The 18700-nt window shown below is 33.1% G+C and carries 10 protein-coding genes; all 10 read right to left on the bottom strand.

Features of this window, described 5'->3' with window-relative positions; genetic code table 11:
- Positions 1 to 240: 240 nt before the first annotated feature.
- The 10 genes from MJO52_RS04475 to MJO52_RS04430 all read right to left on the bottom strand — a co-directional run bounded on the left by MJO52_RS04475 (position 241) and on the right by MJO52_RS04430 (position 18588).
- Complete coding sequence (locus tag MJO52_RS04475; RefSeq protein WP_252084751.1) at positions 241 to 5007, bottom strand: hypothetical protein; 4767 nt, start codon at positions 5005 to 5007, stop codon at positions 241 to 243.
- Positions 5008 to 5715: 708 nt separating this feature from the next.
- Positions 5716 to 6579 (bottom strand): class I SAM-dependent methyltransferase, encoded by an 864-nt coding sequence (locus MJO52_RS04470; RefSeq protein WP_252084750.1) that lies wholly within the window; start codon positions 6577 to 6579, stop codon positions 5716 to 5718.
- A gap of 158 nt (positions 6580 to 6737) precedes the next feature.
- On the bottom strand, positions 6738 to 7433 hold the full coding sequence (locus MJO52_RS21280) for a CatB-related O-acetyltransferase (protein ID WP_286037004.1): 696 nt from the start codon (positions 7431 to 7433) through the stop codon (positions 6738 to 6740).
- Between the two features lie 114 nt (positions 7434 to 7547).
- Positions 7548 to 8324 carry a sulfotransferase gene (locus MJO52_RS04460; RefSeq protein ID WP_252084749.1) on the bottom strand — a complete coding sequence of 259 codons (777 nt, stop codon included), beginning with the start codon at positions 8322 to 8324 and terminating at the stop codon, positions 7548 to 7550.
- A gap of 27 nt (positions 8325 to 8351) precedes the next feature.
- On the bottom strand, positions 8352 to 10067 hold the full coding sequence (locus tag MJO52_RS04455; RefSeq protein ID WP_252084748.1) for a heparinase II/III domain-containing protein: 1716 nt from the start codon (positions 10065 to 10067) through the stop codon (positions 8352 to 8354).
- Positions 10068 to 10076: 9 nt separating this feature from the next.
- Complete coding sequence (locus tag MJO52_RS04450; RefSeq protein ID WP_252084747.1) at positions 10077 to 12236, bottom strand: glycosyltransferase; 2160 nt, start codon at positions 12234 to 12236, stop codon at positions 10077 to 10079.
- A 3-nt stretch (positions 12237 to 12239) separates the two neighbouring features.
- Entirely contained in the window at positions 12240 to 15554 is a 3315-nt protein-coding gene (locus tag MJO52_RS04445; RefSeq protein WP_252084746.1) for a glycosyltransferase, read from the bottom strand.
- Positions 15555 to 15618: 64 nt separating this feature from the next.
- A complete protein-coding gene (gene wecC, locus MJO52_RS04440; protein ID WP_252084745.1) occupies positions 15619 to 16899 on the bottom strand; it encodes a UDP-N-acetyl-D-mannosamine dehydrogenase in 1281 nt (426 codons plus the stop codon).
- A 48-nt stretch (positions 16900 to 16947) separates the two neighbouring features.
- Positions 16948 to 18093 carry a non-hydrolyzing UDP-N-acetylglucosamine 2-epimerase gene (gene wecB, locus MJO52_RS04435; protein WP_252084744.1) on the bottom strand — a complete coding sequence of 382 codons (1146 nt, stop codon included), beginning with the start codon at positions 18091 to 18093 and terminating at the stop codon, positions 16948 to 16950.
- Between the two features lie 27 nt (positions 18094 to 18120).
- Entirely contained in the window at positions 18121 to 18588 is a 468-nt protein-coding gene (locus MJO52_RS04430; RefSeq protein WP_252084743.1) for a hypothetical protein, read from the bottom strand.
- Positions 18589 to 18700: the final 112 nt, after the last annotated feature.

Here is an 18700-nt window from a genome sequence, read left to right as displayed (position 1 = left end):
CATCAAACCTTGTCCTTGCGCTTGTCCGCTTAGAATTATACATATAAATAATTTGTGATATCTTAAAAATTTAGCGTCCTTAAAAAACATAGAACATAAATCAGATAGAAAAACGGATTATTGCAATAATATAGTAATAAAACTAAAGTTAAATAAAATCCACCATAATTTTTTGTGAAAATTTTTTACTATAAAACTTAACTGTAAAGCTATACGGAATTAATTTTTATATTAATAAACTCAGCAAGGTAATGGCTCTCTACCTTCTTCCTTACCCATCGATATATAATGAATCAATGGATTAAATCCACTATCTTTTACATCAGGATTACTATCAAGGTACCACTGACTATCAAAATTAGGACCTGGGTTACGACCTTCAAAAGCGCCAAGTTTCAGATAGTGTAAAGCAGGATTATTGCCTAAAAATTTATCCTCAGTAACGTCTGGATAGGTTGTTAGGTACCATTCTGCATTAAATAAATCCGAGTGACAAATTTGTTCTAGTTCCTTTTTTTGCTTGCGTAATTCTTTTGCCTTCCTTGCAAAAGGAATATTAACAAGAAGTCCTTTTTTATTGTTAGTGCGATTCTCTGGTGTAGCAATTTTTTTACTCTTCTCTTCTATAGACAATCGTAGATCTGTAATTACCATCTCCTTCTCTTCTAATAATTTTGTCAGCAATGCTAATTCTTTAAATCGTTCTTCAACCGAGCTTGTTGCTCCAGAAAGGTCGGATTTTAATGATTGTATACGCAGTTGTAACTGTTGTTTTTCTTGAAGAAGTTTATCACGTTCTTTTACAACAATGATTCGCTTCTGCTCAATACTCTTACAGCGAGAATCAAGTTCAGACAGCGACTCCTCAAGTCCCGCCTTACTTAGCTCTATTAATCTAAGCTTTTCTTCCGTGGATTTAAGTGAGCCTTTAAGATTCTTATTTTGTTCATCCCACTCTTTATTGCGATTTGATAGATCTTTTCTCAAATTATCAATTACTACATCACGATTTTTCTCAGTTTTCTTTTGTTCATCAAGTATGGTACTTCGCTCTTCGAGCTGATGTTCCAAATTTTTAATGGTTAGCTCAAGATTATTGATACTTTTCAGATAGTTATGGTACTTTTTCTCGTATAAAACATCCGCTTCATCTTTCTGTTTTTTAAGAATTTTAAGATCACTAACAAGCTTCTCCAGCTCAAGATTGCGATCATTCAAAGATATATTTTTTTCATCAAATTCCCTTTCTAAAGATTTTAATTCAACTTCTAGGTTTTGATTTTTATTTACAACGTCTGAATAACTTGATTTAAGTTCAGAAAGTTCGCCCTTTATGTGCTCTGAATTTTCTTGTTCTTTCTGTAAACTATCATTTAAGGTGTTTTTTCTTTTTTCTAGATCATCTTTTTCAAGCCATAATTTTTCATATCTTTTTTTATGTTCTGCAAGATCCTTCTCAAGTTTAAATTTAATATCTCGCATCTCATTTAAACTTTTGTTTTTACTTTCTAAAGACTTCAAACGTTGAGTGAGATCATGATTTTGTGTTTTAGCATTTTCATATTTTTGCTCAAGCACACTAATATTTTGTTTGAGATTATCTGCCAACCGTTGTGATTGATCCTTCTCTTTTTCTTCAATCTCCATAGCTTGTATCCACTGATCAAGCTCGCCCTCTTCAACCGTCAATTGTTGTAATTTATTATCTAAATCGAATATTCTTTGCTCGAGTGTTTCGACATATTTCCTAGTTTTTTCCAATTCCAGATTGGTTTTCTCAAAACTCCGAACATGCTTTTCAAGCTTGACTTTTTCGGTGTAAATGGAGTCATACTTACTATGAGATGCTAAAAGCTCCTTCTCTAATTTTTCAATACTTTGTTTTGATTTTTTCCAAATATCCTTCTGAGACTTAAACTTTTCTAACTCCGAAGTAAGCTTTTCCTTCTCTACTGTCAAATATTTTATTTTTTTGGCATTTTCACCAAGTTGATTTTTTAAATCAGATAAAATGGTTCGGTCTTTTTCCCAATGTTGCTGTTTTATATGATATTCATGTGCCTGAACTGAAAGTTTCTTATGTTCTTTTTTTGAAAGTTCATATTTTTGAGACAAATTAGTAAGGTCACTCTCTAATTGTTCAGCTCTAATCTTAAAAGGCTGCAATTCCTGAATTTCGACATTAAGAGTTTTTACTTGGCTTTTTAGATCTGCTGTCTCTAATAAATCTTTTTCAGCTTTAAGTTGATATTTCTTATAACCTATCTCTAATTTATCGGCATGACTCTTGACTTCTGCCCATTTATCTTGCTCAGTTTTAAGCTCCTTTATTTGATCTCTAAGTTTTCTTTTCTCTATAGAATCCGTCTCAGATTTACAAATTAATTCCTTAATTTTTTTCTCAAGATTTTCAATTTTAGTTTTAGCATACTCCCACTGTTTTTTTTCAAGATTAAGAGTCTTCAAATCATTCTCAAGTTTATTCCTAGCTGAAATAGAAGATTCATGCTTACGGCTAACTTTCTCAAGCTCTTTTCCCATTTTCTTACAGAGAACTTCCATTTCACGTAACTCATGATGCTTCTCTCTTAAAGTTTGCACTCTATTTTTTAATTTTTTCTTAACTTCTTCTCCATCATCAAGTTTACTTTGTAAAATAGAAATACTTTTATGCAGCTGTTCTGCATGTTTTACCTCCTCCTGTCGTTGTACACTGATTCTTTGTAGTTGATCTTGAAGCTGTTCCTTTTCTGAACTAATTATTTTATATTTATTTTCAGACTCCTTAAAAGCTTCGTTTATTAATTCAAGTTTTTCTTGAGAAACTTGCGAGCGTTCTTGTTCTTTACAAAGCAAATTAACTTGTTCTTTAAGATTGATTTTCTCACGTTCATTTTTCTCTTGCTTACTTACAAGATCAGCCTGAACTTTTTCCAAGGATTTTACTTGGGCCTGATATTTTTTTCTAAGTGAGTGTTCCTCATCAAAGAGTTGTACTTTCTCTTCTAATTTATATTTTGCAGAAAGTACTTTCTCATTTTCAGCTCTTAAATCTAAGCAATCTTTTTCAAGCTGCTTGGTCCGATTTTGTGAAGACTTCCAATTCTTTTGCTCTATCTGAAAATCTATGATTATATTTTCAAGTTCATCTTTCTTAAAGATAACACTTTGATATTTAATTTCTTTTTCCTTAATTTCACTTTTTAATTTTTCTATGTAGATTTGAGCCTGGCTCCACAGTAATTGTTTTTCCTGTAATTCATGGATATCCTTTTCGAGGTTATTCTTTTCTGAAGTAATAGATTTAAAATTGCGCGTTATTTGTTCAAGCTCAATCTGCATCTTCTCAGCTTGATTGCGAATCTGAGAATAATTCTTTTGCTTCTTCTCAATTTCATTTAACTCTCTTTCAAGTGCTAACTTATCCTTTATTATGTCTTCAGATTTTTTCGAGAGTTCCAAGTAACTTTTTTCAAATTCTTCAGACCGGATTTGCTCTTTTTGTCGCTGGTCTTCCTTTTCTACCAATACAGATTTTAAGCTTTCATTTAATGCACGCTGAGCATCGAGAGCCTCCTCTTTGTTATTAAGTGTTCTATTTACATTATCCAATTGATCTGTCAAAGATGAGAGTTCTTTACCATGTTTTCTGCGGGATTGTCGCTCAATAGCTAGTTCAGATTCTAGCGACTTAATCTTCTCACCTTGTGATACTGAAGTTTTATTTTGAGACTGTCTTTCCTTGATATTTTTTGACAGCTCTACTTGTAATTTATCCACCTCTTCATTTCTTGTAGATAGCTGCTCATTCAAAGCCTCTATGCAAGAGTTGAGTGTGCTCCCCTTATCTCGTTGTTGCTCATACTTTTGTTGAAGGTCCTGTAGGCTATTCTGTGTCCTAATCAATTCTTCAGAGATTGATTCAGATTTTAATTGGTACTTTGAAAGTTCACATCGATATTCCCCACTTGCTGCTTGCAACTGAAGTAGCTGTTGATTACGCTCATCCATCTGGAGGTACTGGTTTTCCAACCGTTGGCGTAGCTGAATTATTTCAGACTTTAATTCATCACGGAACTCCTGCAGGATACTAACCCGTTCAGCTAATTGGCCCCTTTCTTGGGCATGTCGCTCTAAAGACTGCTCAAAACGTTGATTGAAAATAATTAATTCATTTCGCTTGGATTCTAATAGATCTCTAGTTTTATCATAGTTATCACCTAATTTCTGAAGTTTCCCTTCGTTCTCATTAAGACGTGCCTGCAGAGCCTCAGCCTTCTGCTGGTATTCACCAGCAAATAAAGAGTCTTTACAAGTCTTTCCCAAACGAGCAAATACATCTCGAACAATCTTTATTGCTGAATTGGATTCACTCCGCTCGAAAAGTTTTACTAGCAATGGACTCAACTTACTTCCTAATGAAACAACACCTAATCCCTCTCCATGTTGGAATATGAAAAATGGTTTATCTTGAGCAAGATTATTAAATGTACTAAATGTAGTATTACTTTTAACGCGTTTTGATATGCCTGGTACCAGCAAAATACCATGAGGGGACATCTTAGAATACCAGCATGAAAGCAAGCTTTCTAAATCCTCATCGACATCAGGATTTACCAAAATTAAATCAATACTGGAATCATCAAATTGATTTACGGCTCTCATTAAGGGGCTGTCAAGGAAAAAAGAGAAACTATCATAATGCTTATCATTGTAGTTTCGTGTCTGATTTCGTAAGGATGAGCTTTCATTTATTTGTTCATTACAAATAACATAACAACAGCTATCTAACCTTAGTCGTTGTATAGACTGACAAAGTGCAAAGTGTGCGACCCCAGACTCCATTCCTAAGGAAACCGAAACTTTTGGTTGATGTGCCTCTGTTAACCAGAACAAAAAAGGGACATGCTCAAGCCAATAAGAAGTCTTAAGATAATCTGGCTTCCAAAACATGGAACTTTGAGCTAGAGTATTGATCGCTGGTTTTATAGCTAATTCAGATTGCATTTCTAAGTTCCTTTTTAGACTTGTATCCCTTGCAATTACTAATAAGTATAGCTTAGTTATTCTTTGTAACAATTATCCCGAAAATCTAATAACAAAATAACTTGTATTTTCTTTTGAAAAAGATGTGAAGCTTGTATTAGGGATAGGTTAAATTATTTAACTAAATTTATTACGATGCCCTAGAAAATATATTTTTATCAATCTAGGAGGAATCATTTTGATCTTAGCTAACTAATATTAATATTTTTTAAATATTAGAAACTTGTTATGATGAAATACTTAAGCCCCCAATAACTCCGAGTTTTTTGTGTGCTTATTTAAGGGTTAGTTTAACAATTTGTAATGACACCCCATAAGTCACCCTTTGTGTCTTATACATATGCCGGAATGAAAGTACACAAGTAATGTGCCTGACCAACGGTATATCCTCAAAACTCTGATTGGATCGGGACTCTCGACTCACCGTCGTGATATTTCAAAGAAATTCTTGTAATCGCTCTGTAAACTTATCATGTTTCGTTAGACTGAAAATATACTATTGTTAAAAGTTGCTCAGCTAATAGTGACTCTTCCGTATCTCTTTCTAGATTCTTAAAGTCACTAACTGAACTCCCGCCACCAATTACACTCGGTTTCTATGGATAAAAAAATCTAATTCGTTCCACTAAAAGATATTCATTATGAGTGTTATATTTAAATAAACATCAATCAAAGGTTTGATTGTTTAAAAAAAGACATATTTCTTTCGAGAGATTTTAGGTACTTAGGATCATTTTTTGTGAAATTCTTCAGAAATTGTGAACTTAAAGAATCTTCTATATTATTTAAATTCTTCATGCGACCCAATCCCTTTTCTAAAGTTAGGTATTCCAAACTAAAGTTATGGTCTTTTACCCAGCGCTCGCATATGGTCTTCTCTTCTTTACGAATAGTATCATCCATCCAAACTTCAGCCCTGCTGGTCAACTTATTGAAAAGAGCAGGTAGCGCTGGGTACCGACTATATGGACAAGTAGCTCCCGGTGGTCCATCTATCCAAAGCAGATCAATATTATCAATTCCATCAAATAGAGACAAAGGATACCAGTGGCAAGGACTATTGGAATCGTCAGAGTTTAAATGTTTACCGCTCCAAAGTTCTAAATCACCAACTCTTAGATCAACCCAAGATTGCAAATACTCAACCTCGAGTGTAGATAATGTTTGAGCTCCATAATTATCGCTATGCTCAATAGAAATTAACTTACCCACTCCATTCTGGCGTAAAGCATCAGCAATGACCAGTGTAGAAGCACCGCTGCCCAACTCAACGACTATAGCTGGACGAGTAGACATAATATGTGTATGTAATAGAAGCAAAACGTCGGGAGATGCAGCCCATCCACGTAATGGTGGTAACTGCCCCTTAATTGACAGGCGTTTCTGAAGCCAGCTAAGGCTTTCAAGCTGAGCGTAAACACGATTCTGAACAGTTATTAAGTCTCGTGTAAGCTTACTAGCATTGTCTTTTCCTGATTGAATAATTTTCTCTTCAATACTTTTTAATATGGTATCAAGATCATCCAATTTCATTCTCAACTGTGAAGTTATTTTTTAGAATTACTTATAAATCAAGAAATATCAATATTCAAAAATTATTACAATAGTAAACAGAAAATCCATTTGAAGAAAATCAATTATAACACATTTTTTAAAAGATAATAAAGATTAAACCAAATAGAAAGAGCGTTTTATGAAATATGATAGGTGTCATAGTTTTTGAAATTATTTTTATTTAAGGCATTTAAGACCATCAAGCGATCTTGTAGTTCCAAATCCTTTGTTTCTAATAAAATATCTTTAGAATATTCCCACCAAAGACTATCCAAAACTGATGAAAATAGAGATGAATCGATCCTGTATTTTATATGTCTTGCTGGTGAACCAGCAACTACGCTGAAATTACTAACATCTTTAGTAACAACAGCATTTGCTCCAATGACCGCACCTGTACCAATCCTTATCCCAGGTAAAATTATAGCTCCATCACCTACCCATATATCATTTTCTAAAATTACTGGACTTGTTGGTGTTTTTTTTGATAACCCCGGATAGGTTGTTAAATTTTTCATGGAGTGAGATCCTGCGCCAATGGTTACACGCCTACCAATAGAGCAATATCTTCCTATAAAGCATTGTTTTAAGTATCCACCCTCGCCTATGTAAGAATGTGCACCGATAAATGACCTAAATTGACCTGTTAATACTAAGGCGTTAAGCCTCACAGATTCTTCAAAGAAAGCATTCTTTAGCGCCTTTGGGCTTTTTATATTTATATATTCACAATCTAAGCTATCAATATATGTTGAATAATTTTCAGGTATGTTCGGTAGTTCCGATAAAAAAAGGGCTAATTTATCAAACAGTAAAGAGTTAATTGCATGCATAAATCTAACCCTCACTATAGAATATAATATGAATTAAATGTCGAGTTTAATTAAATAGTATATCATAAATCTAAAAGAGTAAACATCATTGGCAATTAATATCCATAATAAATATCAAGAATTTTCTGATTCAAGAAATTGATCTTCTATTTTTTTATACTCATGACAATTCGAAATAAACTCCTCCTCATCAACTGTAAGCTCTTCCACCGGAGATGAGTCTTTAATAACTTTTTTTACTTTTTCAAGTGTGTTTTGAGGAGAAATTCTATTAATGCATTCGATAAAATCTGCATTATATTTGAGTTTAAGAATATCGAAGATTGGGCGATAAACTTCAAATGGTTGTAATTTGTCGAGCTTGTCAACATTTATGAAAATTATTCTATCTGGATACTTCTCCTTTATTTCTGTATAAATTCGATAGCTATTCTTGTAGTTTTCAAAAAGATCTTTAAATGGCAATTTATTCCATTGTATGTTTTTTAAATTCTTTATACTTCTTAAAACATCGTAGGCATTTCTTGCGCAGTAAATATAGATTGGCTTATTTATAGAAAATATTTCTTCATAGGTTTGATAATGTTTTTCAGCTCTAGGCGTCTTATTTCCAATAATTACTGCCTTATGTGATTTTTCTATTTGGTCAAATGTACAACGAAGAGTCCAATAATTTTTAACTAGCAATTCTTTCCGCAAAGGAATTGAATCTTCATCGACACGCTTGCTTAAGAAAGAAGAAATCTGTCGATTAGCAAGATTTAACAACATCTCTACATTGTAAAATTCATCTGTTATACAAATGTCAGGATGTACATTAAGCACTGTTGCACACATTCGTGTACCGCTTCTAGGATTACCAAAAATAATTACAGGCGGAGAATTTAACATTACGCAACTCCTTGAGAGTCATGCAAATTAAGAGTTAATAAGTGAAATATAATAATTTAAATCAAGCTCAATAATTTTTTCAGATTTTTGTAAGTAAATTTTTGAAGAGGATCTAGATTCAATGGTAATATCTAATTCGTCTTTTTCGCCTAATTGAACAAGTGTTAAAAAATAATCACTTTTAGTTTCGAATACAATACGTTGGCTTGGATGTTTTATGTTAAAATTTTTTGCGTAAAATCCTGGTTGAATAGAGCCAGTTGCTCTTTGCTCTGGGATATTATCTGGTTCATTAAACTGAAATTGTTCTATTCGACAGACTCTGACGCCGTTTATGTCAATTAAATTAGCGTGAATCCCATCTATAGACGCCTTAAAGCAAGACCCTACATGAAAAAACTGCTCCATGCTTTGATGCACTCCATCCAATGTATCATAAATTAAAAATATATTAGGTTTCACCCAAATAATCAATCTGTCAATTGTGCATGACTGGTAGTCAGATATTTTTGCTAGTGCTATTTCGACTTCATTTAGATTACGATATCCAATTATTTTTGATCGGCCAATATTGCCCTGATAGTTTTGATTTTCTTGAGAGAGATTGATCTCAATTATTTCTTGATTTTCACCTTTAGGGCATACTGTATTGTGAAAAGATGTTTTTTTTATTTCTATTGAGCTATCTGTTTTTTCATAATTTAGAAATCCTGGATCAATAAAAACATCCTGACCTTTATAAAAGAGATTAAAGGCCCCATTATCACCATGTTTATGGACATGAGTTTTATAACCAGAGCAAAAGTAGGCCCAAACAGTATCATCCGGATCTCTAAATATCACTTTATTTGCATCTTTCAAATACTTACTCGAAAGGCCTTGTGATATTTTATATTTAACACCAGCATGAGTATCCCCGATGGCAGGGACTGAACCATCAGGTCTTGCAATGAGCATTGCATATGCCGAAGCTTTTTCTAAGACACAAGAGGCTAGTTTATATAAATCTGTATCTATGTAAGCTAAAGGGTCAATAACTTTCTCTAAGAAACTTAATAGCCAGAAATGATAGCCAGGGCTATTTTCAACATGGACACCATCAGAGGTAATATCTCTAGAGATAGAATGGTTCAGGCGAGCAATTAAATTAAGCTTATAGCTTGCTGGGTAATTTATGTGTTCACCATCAAGAGTATTAATAAGGCCTAATAATGAAAGATCCATCATCAGTCCGTGATTGTAGTGACTATAGTTTTTAATATCAGATAAGTAATCTCCATTTTTAATAAGATTTTCAATAAGCTTATCGGAAATGTTTTTACCTGCATGTCGCATGCATACTAATAAATAACATAGAGATTGTGTTCTATTTGAAAATGCATGATCTCCATGCAAAATTTTTCTCATTTTTTTATTTATTTTTTTAAAACCTTGTGCTTCCCATCGATAAAATCCGTCAACTAATTTAAGCGCATTATTTAGGTATATCTCGTTCTGTGTAATCTCATACGCATTAAGCAAATATGAAATTGGATAAAATGCGTATATATAGAGAGAATAGGTACTTTGAGCTGATGTAAATCGCGTCCACCATAAATCATTTAAACTAGTTACAGAGATATTTGGCAAAGTGGGGAATACTTTAATATTATTTCTAATTATTGAATCCGCAACCTGAACAGTGTCTTTTGTTATTGGGGTCAATCTAATTATTCTTTCTGAATTAAAAAAATTAAAATTCATTTCAAAACCTCAAAATAGTGAAATTAGCCTATCAGAGTTTAATTTATGGCAAAATTTTCTTGTATAATTTTTCTGAAGGTTTGAATCATGGCTTTTATTTTTCTTTATATAATTACAAGCGGTGCTAATTGTATTGAAAATATAATTGCTATTATATATGTATTCACTCCCAGGCCAATTTAACAGAATCGGTGTTGAGCCAGAGGCCATACCCTCAGCAACCGACAAGTGAAAACTTTCATTATCGCTTACAGATAGAATCCAGCCAATTTTTCGAAGCCATTCATCAATTGGCCCAAATCCTTCGAAGATGACATTATTCATCCAGTTATTTGTTTCAATTCTTTTATATAGCTGCTTGTAAAAAAATAATTCATTTTTTTTTGCTTTAGAGTGCATCCATGGATATTCTTCTGGCCTTTTTCCTTTTATAAAAAGTTTATATCTATTATCGTTTTGGTATAGATCCTCAAAAATATCTAAAGCTCGATCTAGTCGTTTAGATTGAGGCACATCCCCTATCATACCCAAATTAAATTCTGAACCAGACAATTTCGGCTTGTCAAGAAATTCCCTGTCAATCATATTAAAGATCATTCTGCATTTATTTCTAGCAAGAGAATATTTTTCTACCATCAGCTCATAATAATAGGGTGACACGAAAATATAAAAATCTATATTTTCATGATTACATCTTTTAAGATGTTCAGTTTTTAACTCTTGAGCGTGGACACGTGTAATAAGTTTTTGTCCTTTTTTCTTGTTTTTGGAATACCAAACTAAATTCCCTAGTCCCCATTCACAAAAGATTACATCAGCCTGATTTAAAAGATCTAGGCTCTTTTCTTCATCATGCTTTTCATGGCTTTCCCATTTATCAACTAAAACAATGAAATTTGTATTTTTTTTAACCTCGTTAATAACAAATTTGGCAAATTTCAAATCATGTCCAGTTATCAAAATGACTTTTTTATCATCCTTAAATGTCAGTGTCTCTCTAGCTTTTTCGGCATTATGTTTACATGAATAACTTTCTGCCTCATTCTTATCTATTATGTAACGTCCTTTAATCATGCCATACATTGCATCAGCAATCCCTTCAATATTATCTTCGCTGAGGGACGCACCTCCCAACTTAGAAAGTATATCTGGGACATAACCATTCTTCATAGTAACAGCCAATACAGGTCTTTTGGCACCAAGGTAATCAGCTAATTTTCCTGGAAAAAATGGACTGTAATCCAGACCTTGCTCACTAAATTCTGCATCGCGTAAAAGTAAGCAATCTGCCTTAGTCATCAAAGTAAGGCTTTTTAAATAATCAACAGTTCCTTTAAAACTCACGACCTCTTTGAGGTCATATTTCTCAGCAGCCTTAATAAAAGAGTCATTGGCTCCATAGAAGTCAATTTTAATTCTTCCTTTTAGATTGGGATGCTTCTGTAGTAACCGTTGTGCTCCGAGCATAAATGGTTCAGATGTTCTCTTAAATTTATAAAGCATTCCGATATGCATGAAGCGAAAAATGCTTGTTTTTTCACCGGCTTTATTCTTTTTCTGTAATTCCTTTTCATACATTCGATCATCAAAACAATGTGGAAGAACAAAAAATTTACTTTTTTGAATTGATTTAGTTTGTGAACTTAAAACTATTTTTTGCTGATATGGATTCGTGACAATAATGCGATCTGCTTTTTGTAGGACTTCCTCTTCTAGTTGAATATCCTCTTTGAGCATGGGGAATTTGTATGAATGGTTATATGGATTTGCAGCTATTGGATCCCCGAACGATGCTATCCAACGTAATTGAGGATTAAGTTTTTTAATGGCCATTGCAGCCATATGTGAAATATTCTCATGTGAGTGAGAGAGTAATACTGAATAATGGTTGTGATCTCTTAAGATTCTATAATAATCAATTACTCTTTCTACAAAGTACATTCTTGATTCAGTATTTCGTGCATCTTCCGAGGGTACCGTTACTTCGTATCTATTAAAGCAACTTAATGAGTAATTAAACATTCTCTCGTTGTCAGGTTTCTCATCTCGGTAAGCCTGAATTACATCAAACTCAAAACATGTGTCTTTTAATCGTTTAAATAAATTAAATGCTGATGAACTCTTATAGGGAGGGAAATGCCAAGATACCAATAATATTTTCTTCTTCATTTTTCAAAGATGCCCCCAATAGATAAAGTCCTCTAAGGCTTCCGGAATAATGTTATCTTTCATGTCAGCTTTTAATACGTTTTCAGTGTTGTAAAAACTATTTTCTGAAGGATAAAACTTCTTTGCAAAATCCATAGCATAAGTAATAGAATGAGAAGACTGGTTTAAGTAATGATAAGCTGATTCAAAGTTTCCTAGTTGAATAAATAATTTTTTATTTTGAGCTGTTTGTTCTTTAAATATTTTTTTTGCCTGATCTATTTCTTTTTCACTTTTAGCTGTCAAAGCCAACGTGGCATCTGGATATGAAATTTTCACGTCTAAACCAATTAAATTACATAATTCTTGGATACGATGGCCATAAGTGTGAGATCTCATAACTCTTCTAACTCCACAGCGTGAAAGATTTCGGTATTCATCTGGAGACCTTTCTAACTCCCCAAGTTGACTAGTAATTGTTTTGTTATTCTTGGGCATGATAACAATATCACCAAATAATTTTCTAACACCAACTGAATCATTGCTTATAACTGGTGTACCTGAAGCTAGCGATTCATAAACTCTACGGGCAAACATCGTTTCAGAATCTTGAACCGAATTAATATTTACTTGATATTTATAACCTTGGTGAGCTTTCCAAACTTCAGAAGGTATTAAATTTCCAATAATGTTTTTTTGATATTTTTCTGGGAAAATAAATTTTTTGATATTTTTTCCAAAATTTCGATCAAAAATATCAAATTCTAAGCCTGCGTTTTCTATTTGATCAAATATAAATTTAAAATCGGAGCATCGTTTAGGTTTATCCTCATAGTATGACCCAGCAAATACTGTTTTAGCTTTTCTTATGAGAATACTTCGTGGGTTATGAATTTTCGGCTGTGCAGCAAAAGAGAGTGGATACACATCAATACCATAATCCTTCTTATAAAAAGGAATCATATTACTATCTGTAGTAATTGCCACATCAAAGAACTTAGCAATAGGGCCGAATTTTTGATAGTGAGGTGGATCCTCTTTATTCCAAAAAATTGTAGGAATATTTTTCTTTTTGCAGAAAGTAAGTAGTCCACTAAGCTTTTTTCCAGCTCCGCTACCCTTACTAAGGGTTCCCCAATTATTGTTGTTTCCTTTCCAACAGCTTTCAACTAAAAGAAAATTAGGATGATTCTTTTCTAATTCATAAGCCCAATTTTCTTGCGTTATCTTTATTAAAATAACCTCATGCTCTAAACATTCTGTAGTAAATTCATCCAGTATACATGCGACAACTAAATCTTTAATTAAACGCTTATGAGTAGGTTCATGAACAATTGCTGGAGGCATAGGCTGACGCTTTAAGAACTCTTTCTTACGAAGCATTTCTGCTTCTATGTTATAGCATCTACCAAGAATACGTATATCAATATGTTCATCTGACTTCAAACCAAGACTTGCAACGGATATTGCCACACTCGCGACATCATCAGGAAGATTCAATTTGAAAATTTCTTTTACATCATCCTCTAGTGAGTTATTATTTTTATTCAAATATCGAAAATGTTGATCAAATGCAGCAGCAATTCCAACCCCAGGAATACGCTTAATGATCTTTTCAAATTGATCGAAAAATTGGAAGAGAACTACGGCTTTACGTGTAGTTTGAGAATTACTAACATGATATACAATCGTCGAAGATAATTCTAGTATTGATCCATGTATAGGAATTTTTATTTGAGCAACATCTTCTCTTGTGTTTTCTTTTAGTCTAATTGTTTTTTCTTTAATATACTGAGCTTCATTTATTAATTCTTGTTTTTCAGTTTTATTTTCAGTATATTTATTTGATGGTCCATTTGGAAATTTTTCACTCAACCTATTTGTAATTGGTTTAATATTTTTTAAATAAGAATTAGATCGATTTCCATTAAAGTCAGCTCGTAGTTGATCTTGATTGGCCAGCTGAAAACTTATGTTAGAAGAAGCTCCTTCTAAAGTTTCTAATTTATTTTCTATTCTTTTTTCAAGCTGCTTTACTTCCTCCTCTCTATCTTCGTAATTTCGTGAAGACTTAACACATTTTGGCTGAAAGTTTTTGGTCTTTAACTCCGAAACTAACTCTGAGATATAATCTTTTAATAATGAAATTTGATTCGTATTTGAATCAGGAACATTTAATGAATTGTGAATGCATTTCACTAAATTATTGATATTTCCGGATTCAAATACAGTAATATTTTTATTTTTCCCTACAATTTCATTAAGTGGTACTACATCTGATACTACAAGCTGCTTCCCAAATGCAATGGCTTCTGCAACCTTTATCGGTGAAACTAGTTCACATACGGCTAATTTTTTACGTGGAATTACAACTGTATCGATAAGTGCATAATAATCAGCAACCAATTCATGTGGTACTCGTCCTACCTGAATAAACCAAGATTCATTGGAAATTCTTTGTGGTGTTGATATCGTTTCATTTACTGGTTCATAATCTCCTACAAGTAGTAATTTGATTTTCTCTTCTTGGATTCTTAACTTTTTACAAGCATCAATAAGTAAATCTATTCCTTCATATGAAGAGAAACTACCAATATATCCTACAACCTTGTCATCATCATTTATTCTCAGCTTAGCCCTCAAATTAGAAATACTTTGCCTAACTTTTGGAACCTCACTTATACAGTTAGGTACAATAGATATTTTATTATTGTCCAATCCACGTTTTGTAAGCTCGGCTTTCATTCTTTGGTTTAAGGTAAAGATTTTTATTGCTTTACTACTTACAAAAGAATTACGATCTGCTTCTATTTGAAAATCCAAAGTTTTTTCAAAACCAGGTTCTCTGGCTGCTTTTGAAAGCTCCCAAAATCCTCTTACCTCATTATAAAAAGGCAATCCCAGTGATTTAGAGACAATCCATGCTGGCAAGCCGACCGTATAATCTGAAGCTGCTAATATAATTTCTGGCCGATAAATGCTAAAAAGGTCTGAATAACAAGCCACACTTGCTTCAAGTGAAGCTTGTTCATTGTTAGGAGGTATGTCATTTTTCCATCGGCTATGAATATATCTTACTCCATTAATTGCAACCTCAGGATTAATTGAGCCTTTTTTTACCCCCAACTCCCATGGTCTACCAGGGCGAACAAAGCAAAGAGTTTCTAATCCATTTATATTTAATGCTTTGGCTATCGCTTGTGTTCGTATTGAATAACCGTTGCTAGCATAACTTTGTCCGTGGCTGACTACATAGGCAACACGACCTTGAATAGGTAAATACACATCCATTATAAGACGACTAGCAAGATCTTCAGCATGTTTTAATAATACATCCATATTGAGTTCTGCCCAACGGTTTGAAAGTTAGAGGGATCAAACACTTTGCTGTATTATTAAATAGCTAGCTAAGAAGGCCAACTACGTCGATAATATTATCTTTCCGATCGAATTTATTTACTAATTTTTGAAATTCATTGTGCTTTACAAGTATGCAAAAAATATCTGCATTCATTAATGAGTGATCTAAAGAAACTAGTTCAACATTTTTATTGGAGAGATTTTCAGGTAAAAGTTGGATATTAGGCTCAACAATTTGTAAGTTACAGTCAAGATTTGTGATTCCCTCTGCAATCATTAAAGCAGGACTCTCTCTAAGATCATCAATGTTTGGCTTAAAGGTAATTCCCAAGCAAGCAACAGTAATATCTCTGCTAGTGTAGCCGGGATTCTTGACTCTTATATTTTTTAAAATAACCTCCAACTGATTCAATACCCATTCAGGTTTACAGTCATTTACATCACGTGCTGTACGAATGAGTCTTGATTCAGCAGGACATGATTGAACAATAAACCAAGGGTCGACTGCTATACAGTGTCCTCCTACGCCAGCACCTGGTTGAAGGATATTGACTCGGGGATGCCTATTAGCAAGAGATATCAATTCCCATGTATTGATATTTAATTTGCTGCAAATAACTGATAGTTCATTTGCGAATGCGATATTTAAATCCCTAAAACTATTCTCTGTAAGTTTGCTCATCTCAGCAGTACGTGCTGTAGTTAACAAGCATTCACCTCTAACAAAAATCTTATATAGGCTTTCTGCTGCTTCGGAACATTTTTTTGTTAAGCCACCTATAACACGATCGTTTTCAACAAGTTCATGAAGGACATTCCCAGGCAATACTCTTTCTGGACAATAAGCAATTCTTATATCGGATAACTCTCCATCAGCGTGCGGAAATGTGAGATCAGGGCGTGCTTCGGCAAGCCACTCCGAAATTTTCTCTGTTGTACCTACTGGAGAGGTTGACTCAAGTACAATTAAATCACCAATTTTTAATAAAGGCGCTAGTGATTTCGATGCAGCCTCAATATATCCTAGATCTGCTTTTTTATCTTTAACTTTTGACTCCTCAATAAAAGGAGTAGGAACAGCAATTAAAAATGCATCAGCAGATTGATGTTTAGTCGTTGCGTGTAAATATCCGCTAGATACTGCCTTCTGAACAATTTGTTCCAGGCCCGGCTCTATAATATGTATATTGCCTGAGTTGACAATATTTATAGTGTCTTGATTAATGTCAACACCGATTACGTTAATTTTTTGAGTTGCTAGCATAGCAGCTGTTGGTAATCCTATATACCCTAAACCAACTACTGAGATTTTTTCAAAGTTCATAAATATCCCTATTTGAACAAAAGTGTCTTTTTAAAAAAGCTTTTTAAGCTATATATTTAATCTTTTAAAATTTTTTTCAAAATCAGCTAACACATTAATTATTTTTTTTGATGCTTGACCATCCCCATATGGATTATGGGCAAAACTCATTTTATTATAGCTGTCTTTATCAGTAAGTAATGTAGATGTTTCCTTAATAATAACATCTACTTTTGTTCCTACTAATTTTACAGTTCCGGCTTTAACAGCTTCTGGTCGTTCTGTTGTGTCACGCATTACTAGTACTGGTTTACCTAGCGAAGGAGCTTCCTCCTGAATTCCACCAGAATCTGATAGAATAATGTATGATTTATTCATTAGATAGATAAATGGAAGATAGTCTAAAGGCTCTATCAGGAAAATATTATCTACGTCATTTAATAGTCGATTAACAGGTTCCCTTACATTTGGATTTAAATGTAAGGGATATACTATTTGTACATTTCTATGTGATTTCGCAATTTCCAAAATAGCTTGACAAATACGTTCAAATCCGCCACCAAAGCTTTCGCGTCGATGCCCAGTTAATAAAATTAATTTTTTATTGTCATCAAGGAAATTAAATTCATTATTAAATTTATCATATATCTTCTTATCTTCATCTAATTTTCGTACTACTTCTAACAAGGAATCTATTACTGTATTGCCAGTAACAAATATTTTCTCGGAGCTTACTCCTTCATTTAGAAGGTTTTTCTTTGAATTTTCTGTTGGTGAAAAATGAAGGTCTGCTAAGGCACCTGTTAACTTCCGATTTGCCTCTTCTGGCCATGGAGAAAATAAATTTCCGGTTCGTAGGCCTGCTTCTACATGACCTATGGAGATTTTTGAATAATATGCTGCAAGACTTGTAAAAAAAGTTGTTGCCGTATCACCATGAACTAATACAATATCAGGTTTTGCTTCTTCAAGAATCTTATTCATACCTTGAAGTATTCCTACGCTTATATCAGTTAAGTTCTGACCAGATCTCATTAGATCTAGGTCATAATCAGGAATTAATCCGAATAGACTGAGTACCTGATCTAACATTTCTCTATGTTGAGCTGTTACACAAACTTGAGTATTAAATCTTTGATCAATTATCAGTTTTAAAGCTAATGGTGCCATTTTAATAGCTTCAGGACGAGTTCCAAAAACAATGAGTACCTTCATTTAAAACCTTCCTTACAAATACAAGATTCAATTTTTTTCATCTATGATTTGATATTCAAGCTCTCTGCATCGTCTGACATACTTTTCAAGTAAACCTTGCGTTTTTTTTAATTGATTTTTAAACTCTTCATTTAAATTTTTTTTTTCATTATCCGTCTCAGGAAAAAACAATTTATTAGTATCAACATTCAAATCTTTTTTTGTAAGAAAATTTTTCTCTTTTACTGCTTGCACTTCCCTTCCTTCTCGTTTTCCAAATCGGAGATAGTGGATAAGTGGGTTTTCATTTCTCAGAGCTACATCGGGATATTTATTATGGTAACCTACTCCACAAAATAAGGATGATGGACTTCTTCCCATTCTCCACCCATATCGTAGATAATGTTGCTCTGGTGTTATCTCTATACTCTCAACATCTGAATGTTGTGACAAATACCATTCAGGGTCGAATAATATTGAATTCTCAAGTAGCTTCACCTGATACTTCTCATCCATTTTTATACCATTCAAATTAAATATCTAATTTGTTAATTGCCTTACTCAAAAACTAAAATTACTAAGGGATTTGAATAAAATGATTTCTATAAACTTAAAACATAATTAATAA

This window comes from Microbulbifer variabilis (assembly GCF_023716485.1).
GTDB lineage: Bacteria > Pseudomonadota > Gammaproteobacteria > Pseudomonadales > Cellvibrionaceae > Microbulbifer > Microbulbifer variabilis_B.
This window is presented reverse-complemented; position numbering and strand designations above follow the sequence as displayed.

Excerpts from the sequence above, each read along its gene's own strand:
- wecC (WP_252084745.1), bottom strand. The coding sequence starts at position 16,899 with ATGAACTTTGAAAAAATCTCAGTAGTTGGTTTAGGGTATATAGGATTA.
- wecB (WP_252084744.1), bottom strand. The coding sequence starts at position 18,093 with ATGAAGGTACTCATTGTTTTTGGAACTCGTCCTGAAGCTATTAAAATG.
- MJO52_RS04450 (WP_252084747.1), bottom strand. The coding sequence starts at position 12,236 with ATGAAGAAGAAAATATTATTGGTATCTTGGCATTTCCCTCCCTATAAG.
- MJO52_RS04455 (WP_252084748.1), bottom strand. The coding sequence starts at position 10,067 with ATGAATTTTAATTTTTTTAATTCAGAAAGAATAATTAGATTGACCCCA.
- MJO52_RS04445 (WP_252084746.1), bottom strand. The coding sequence starts at position 15,554 with ATGGATGTATTATTAAAACATGCTGAAGATCTTGCTAGTCGTCTTATA.
- MJO52_RS04470 (WP_252084750.1), bottom strand. The coding sequence starts at position 6,579 with ATGAAATTGGATGATCTTGATACCATATTAAAAAGTATTGAAGAGAAA.
- MJO52_RS04430 (WP_252084743.1), bottom strand. The coding sequence starts at position 18,588 with ATGGATGAGAAGTATCAGGTGAAGCTACTTGAGAATTCAATATTATTC.
- MJO52_RS04475 (WP_252084751.1), bottom strand. The coding sequence starts at position 5,007 with ATGCAATCTGAATTAGCTATAAAACCAGCGATCAATACTCTAGCTCAA.
- MJO52_RS21280 (WP_286037004.1), bottom strand. The coding sequence starts at position 7,433 with ATGCATGCAATTAACTCTTTACTGTTTGATAAATTAGCCCTTTTTTTA.
- MJO52_RS04460 (WP_252084749.1), bottom strand. The coding sequence starts at position 8,324 with ATGTTAAATTCTCCGCCTGTAATTATTTTTGGTAATCCTAGAAGCGGT.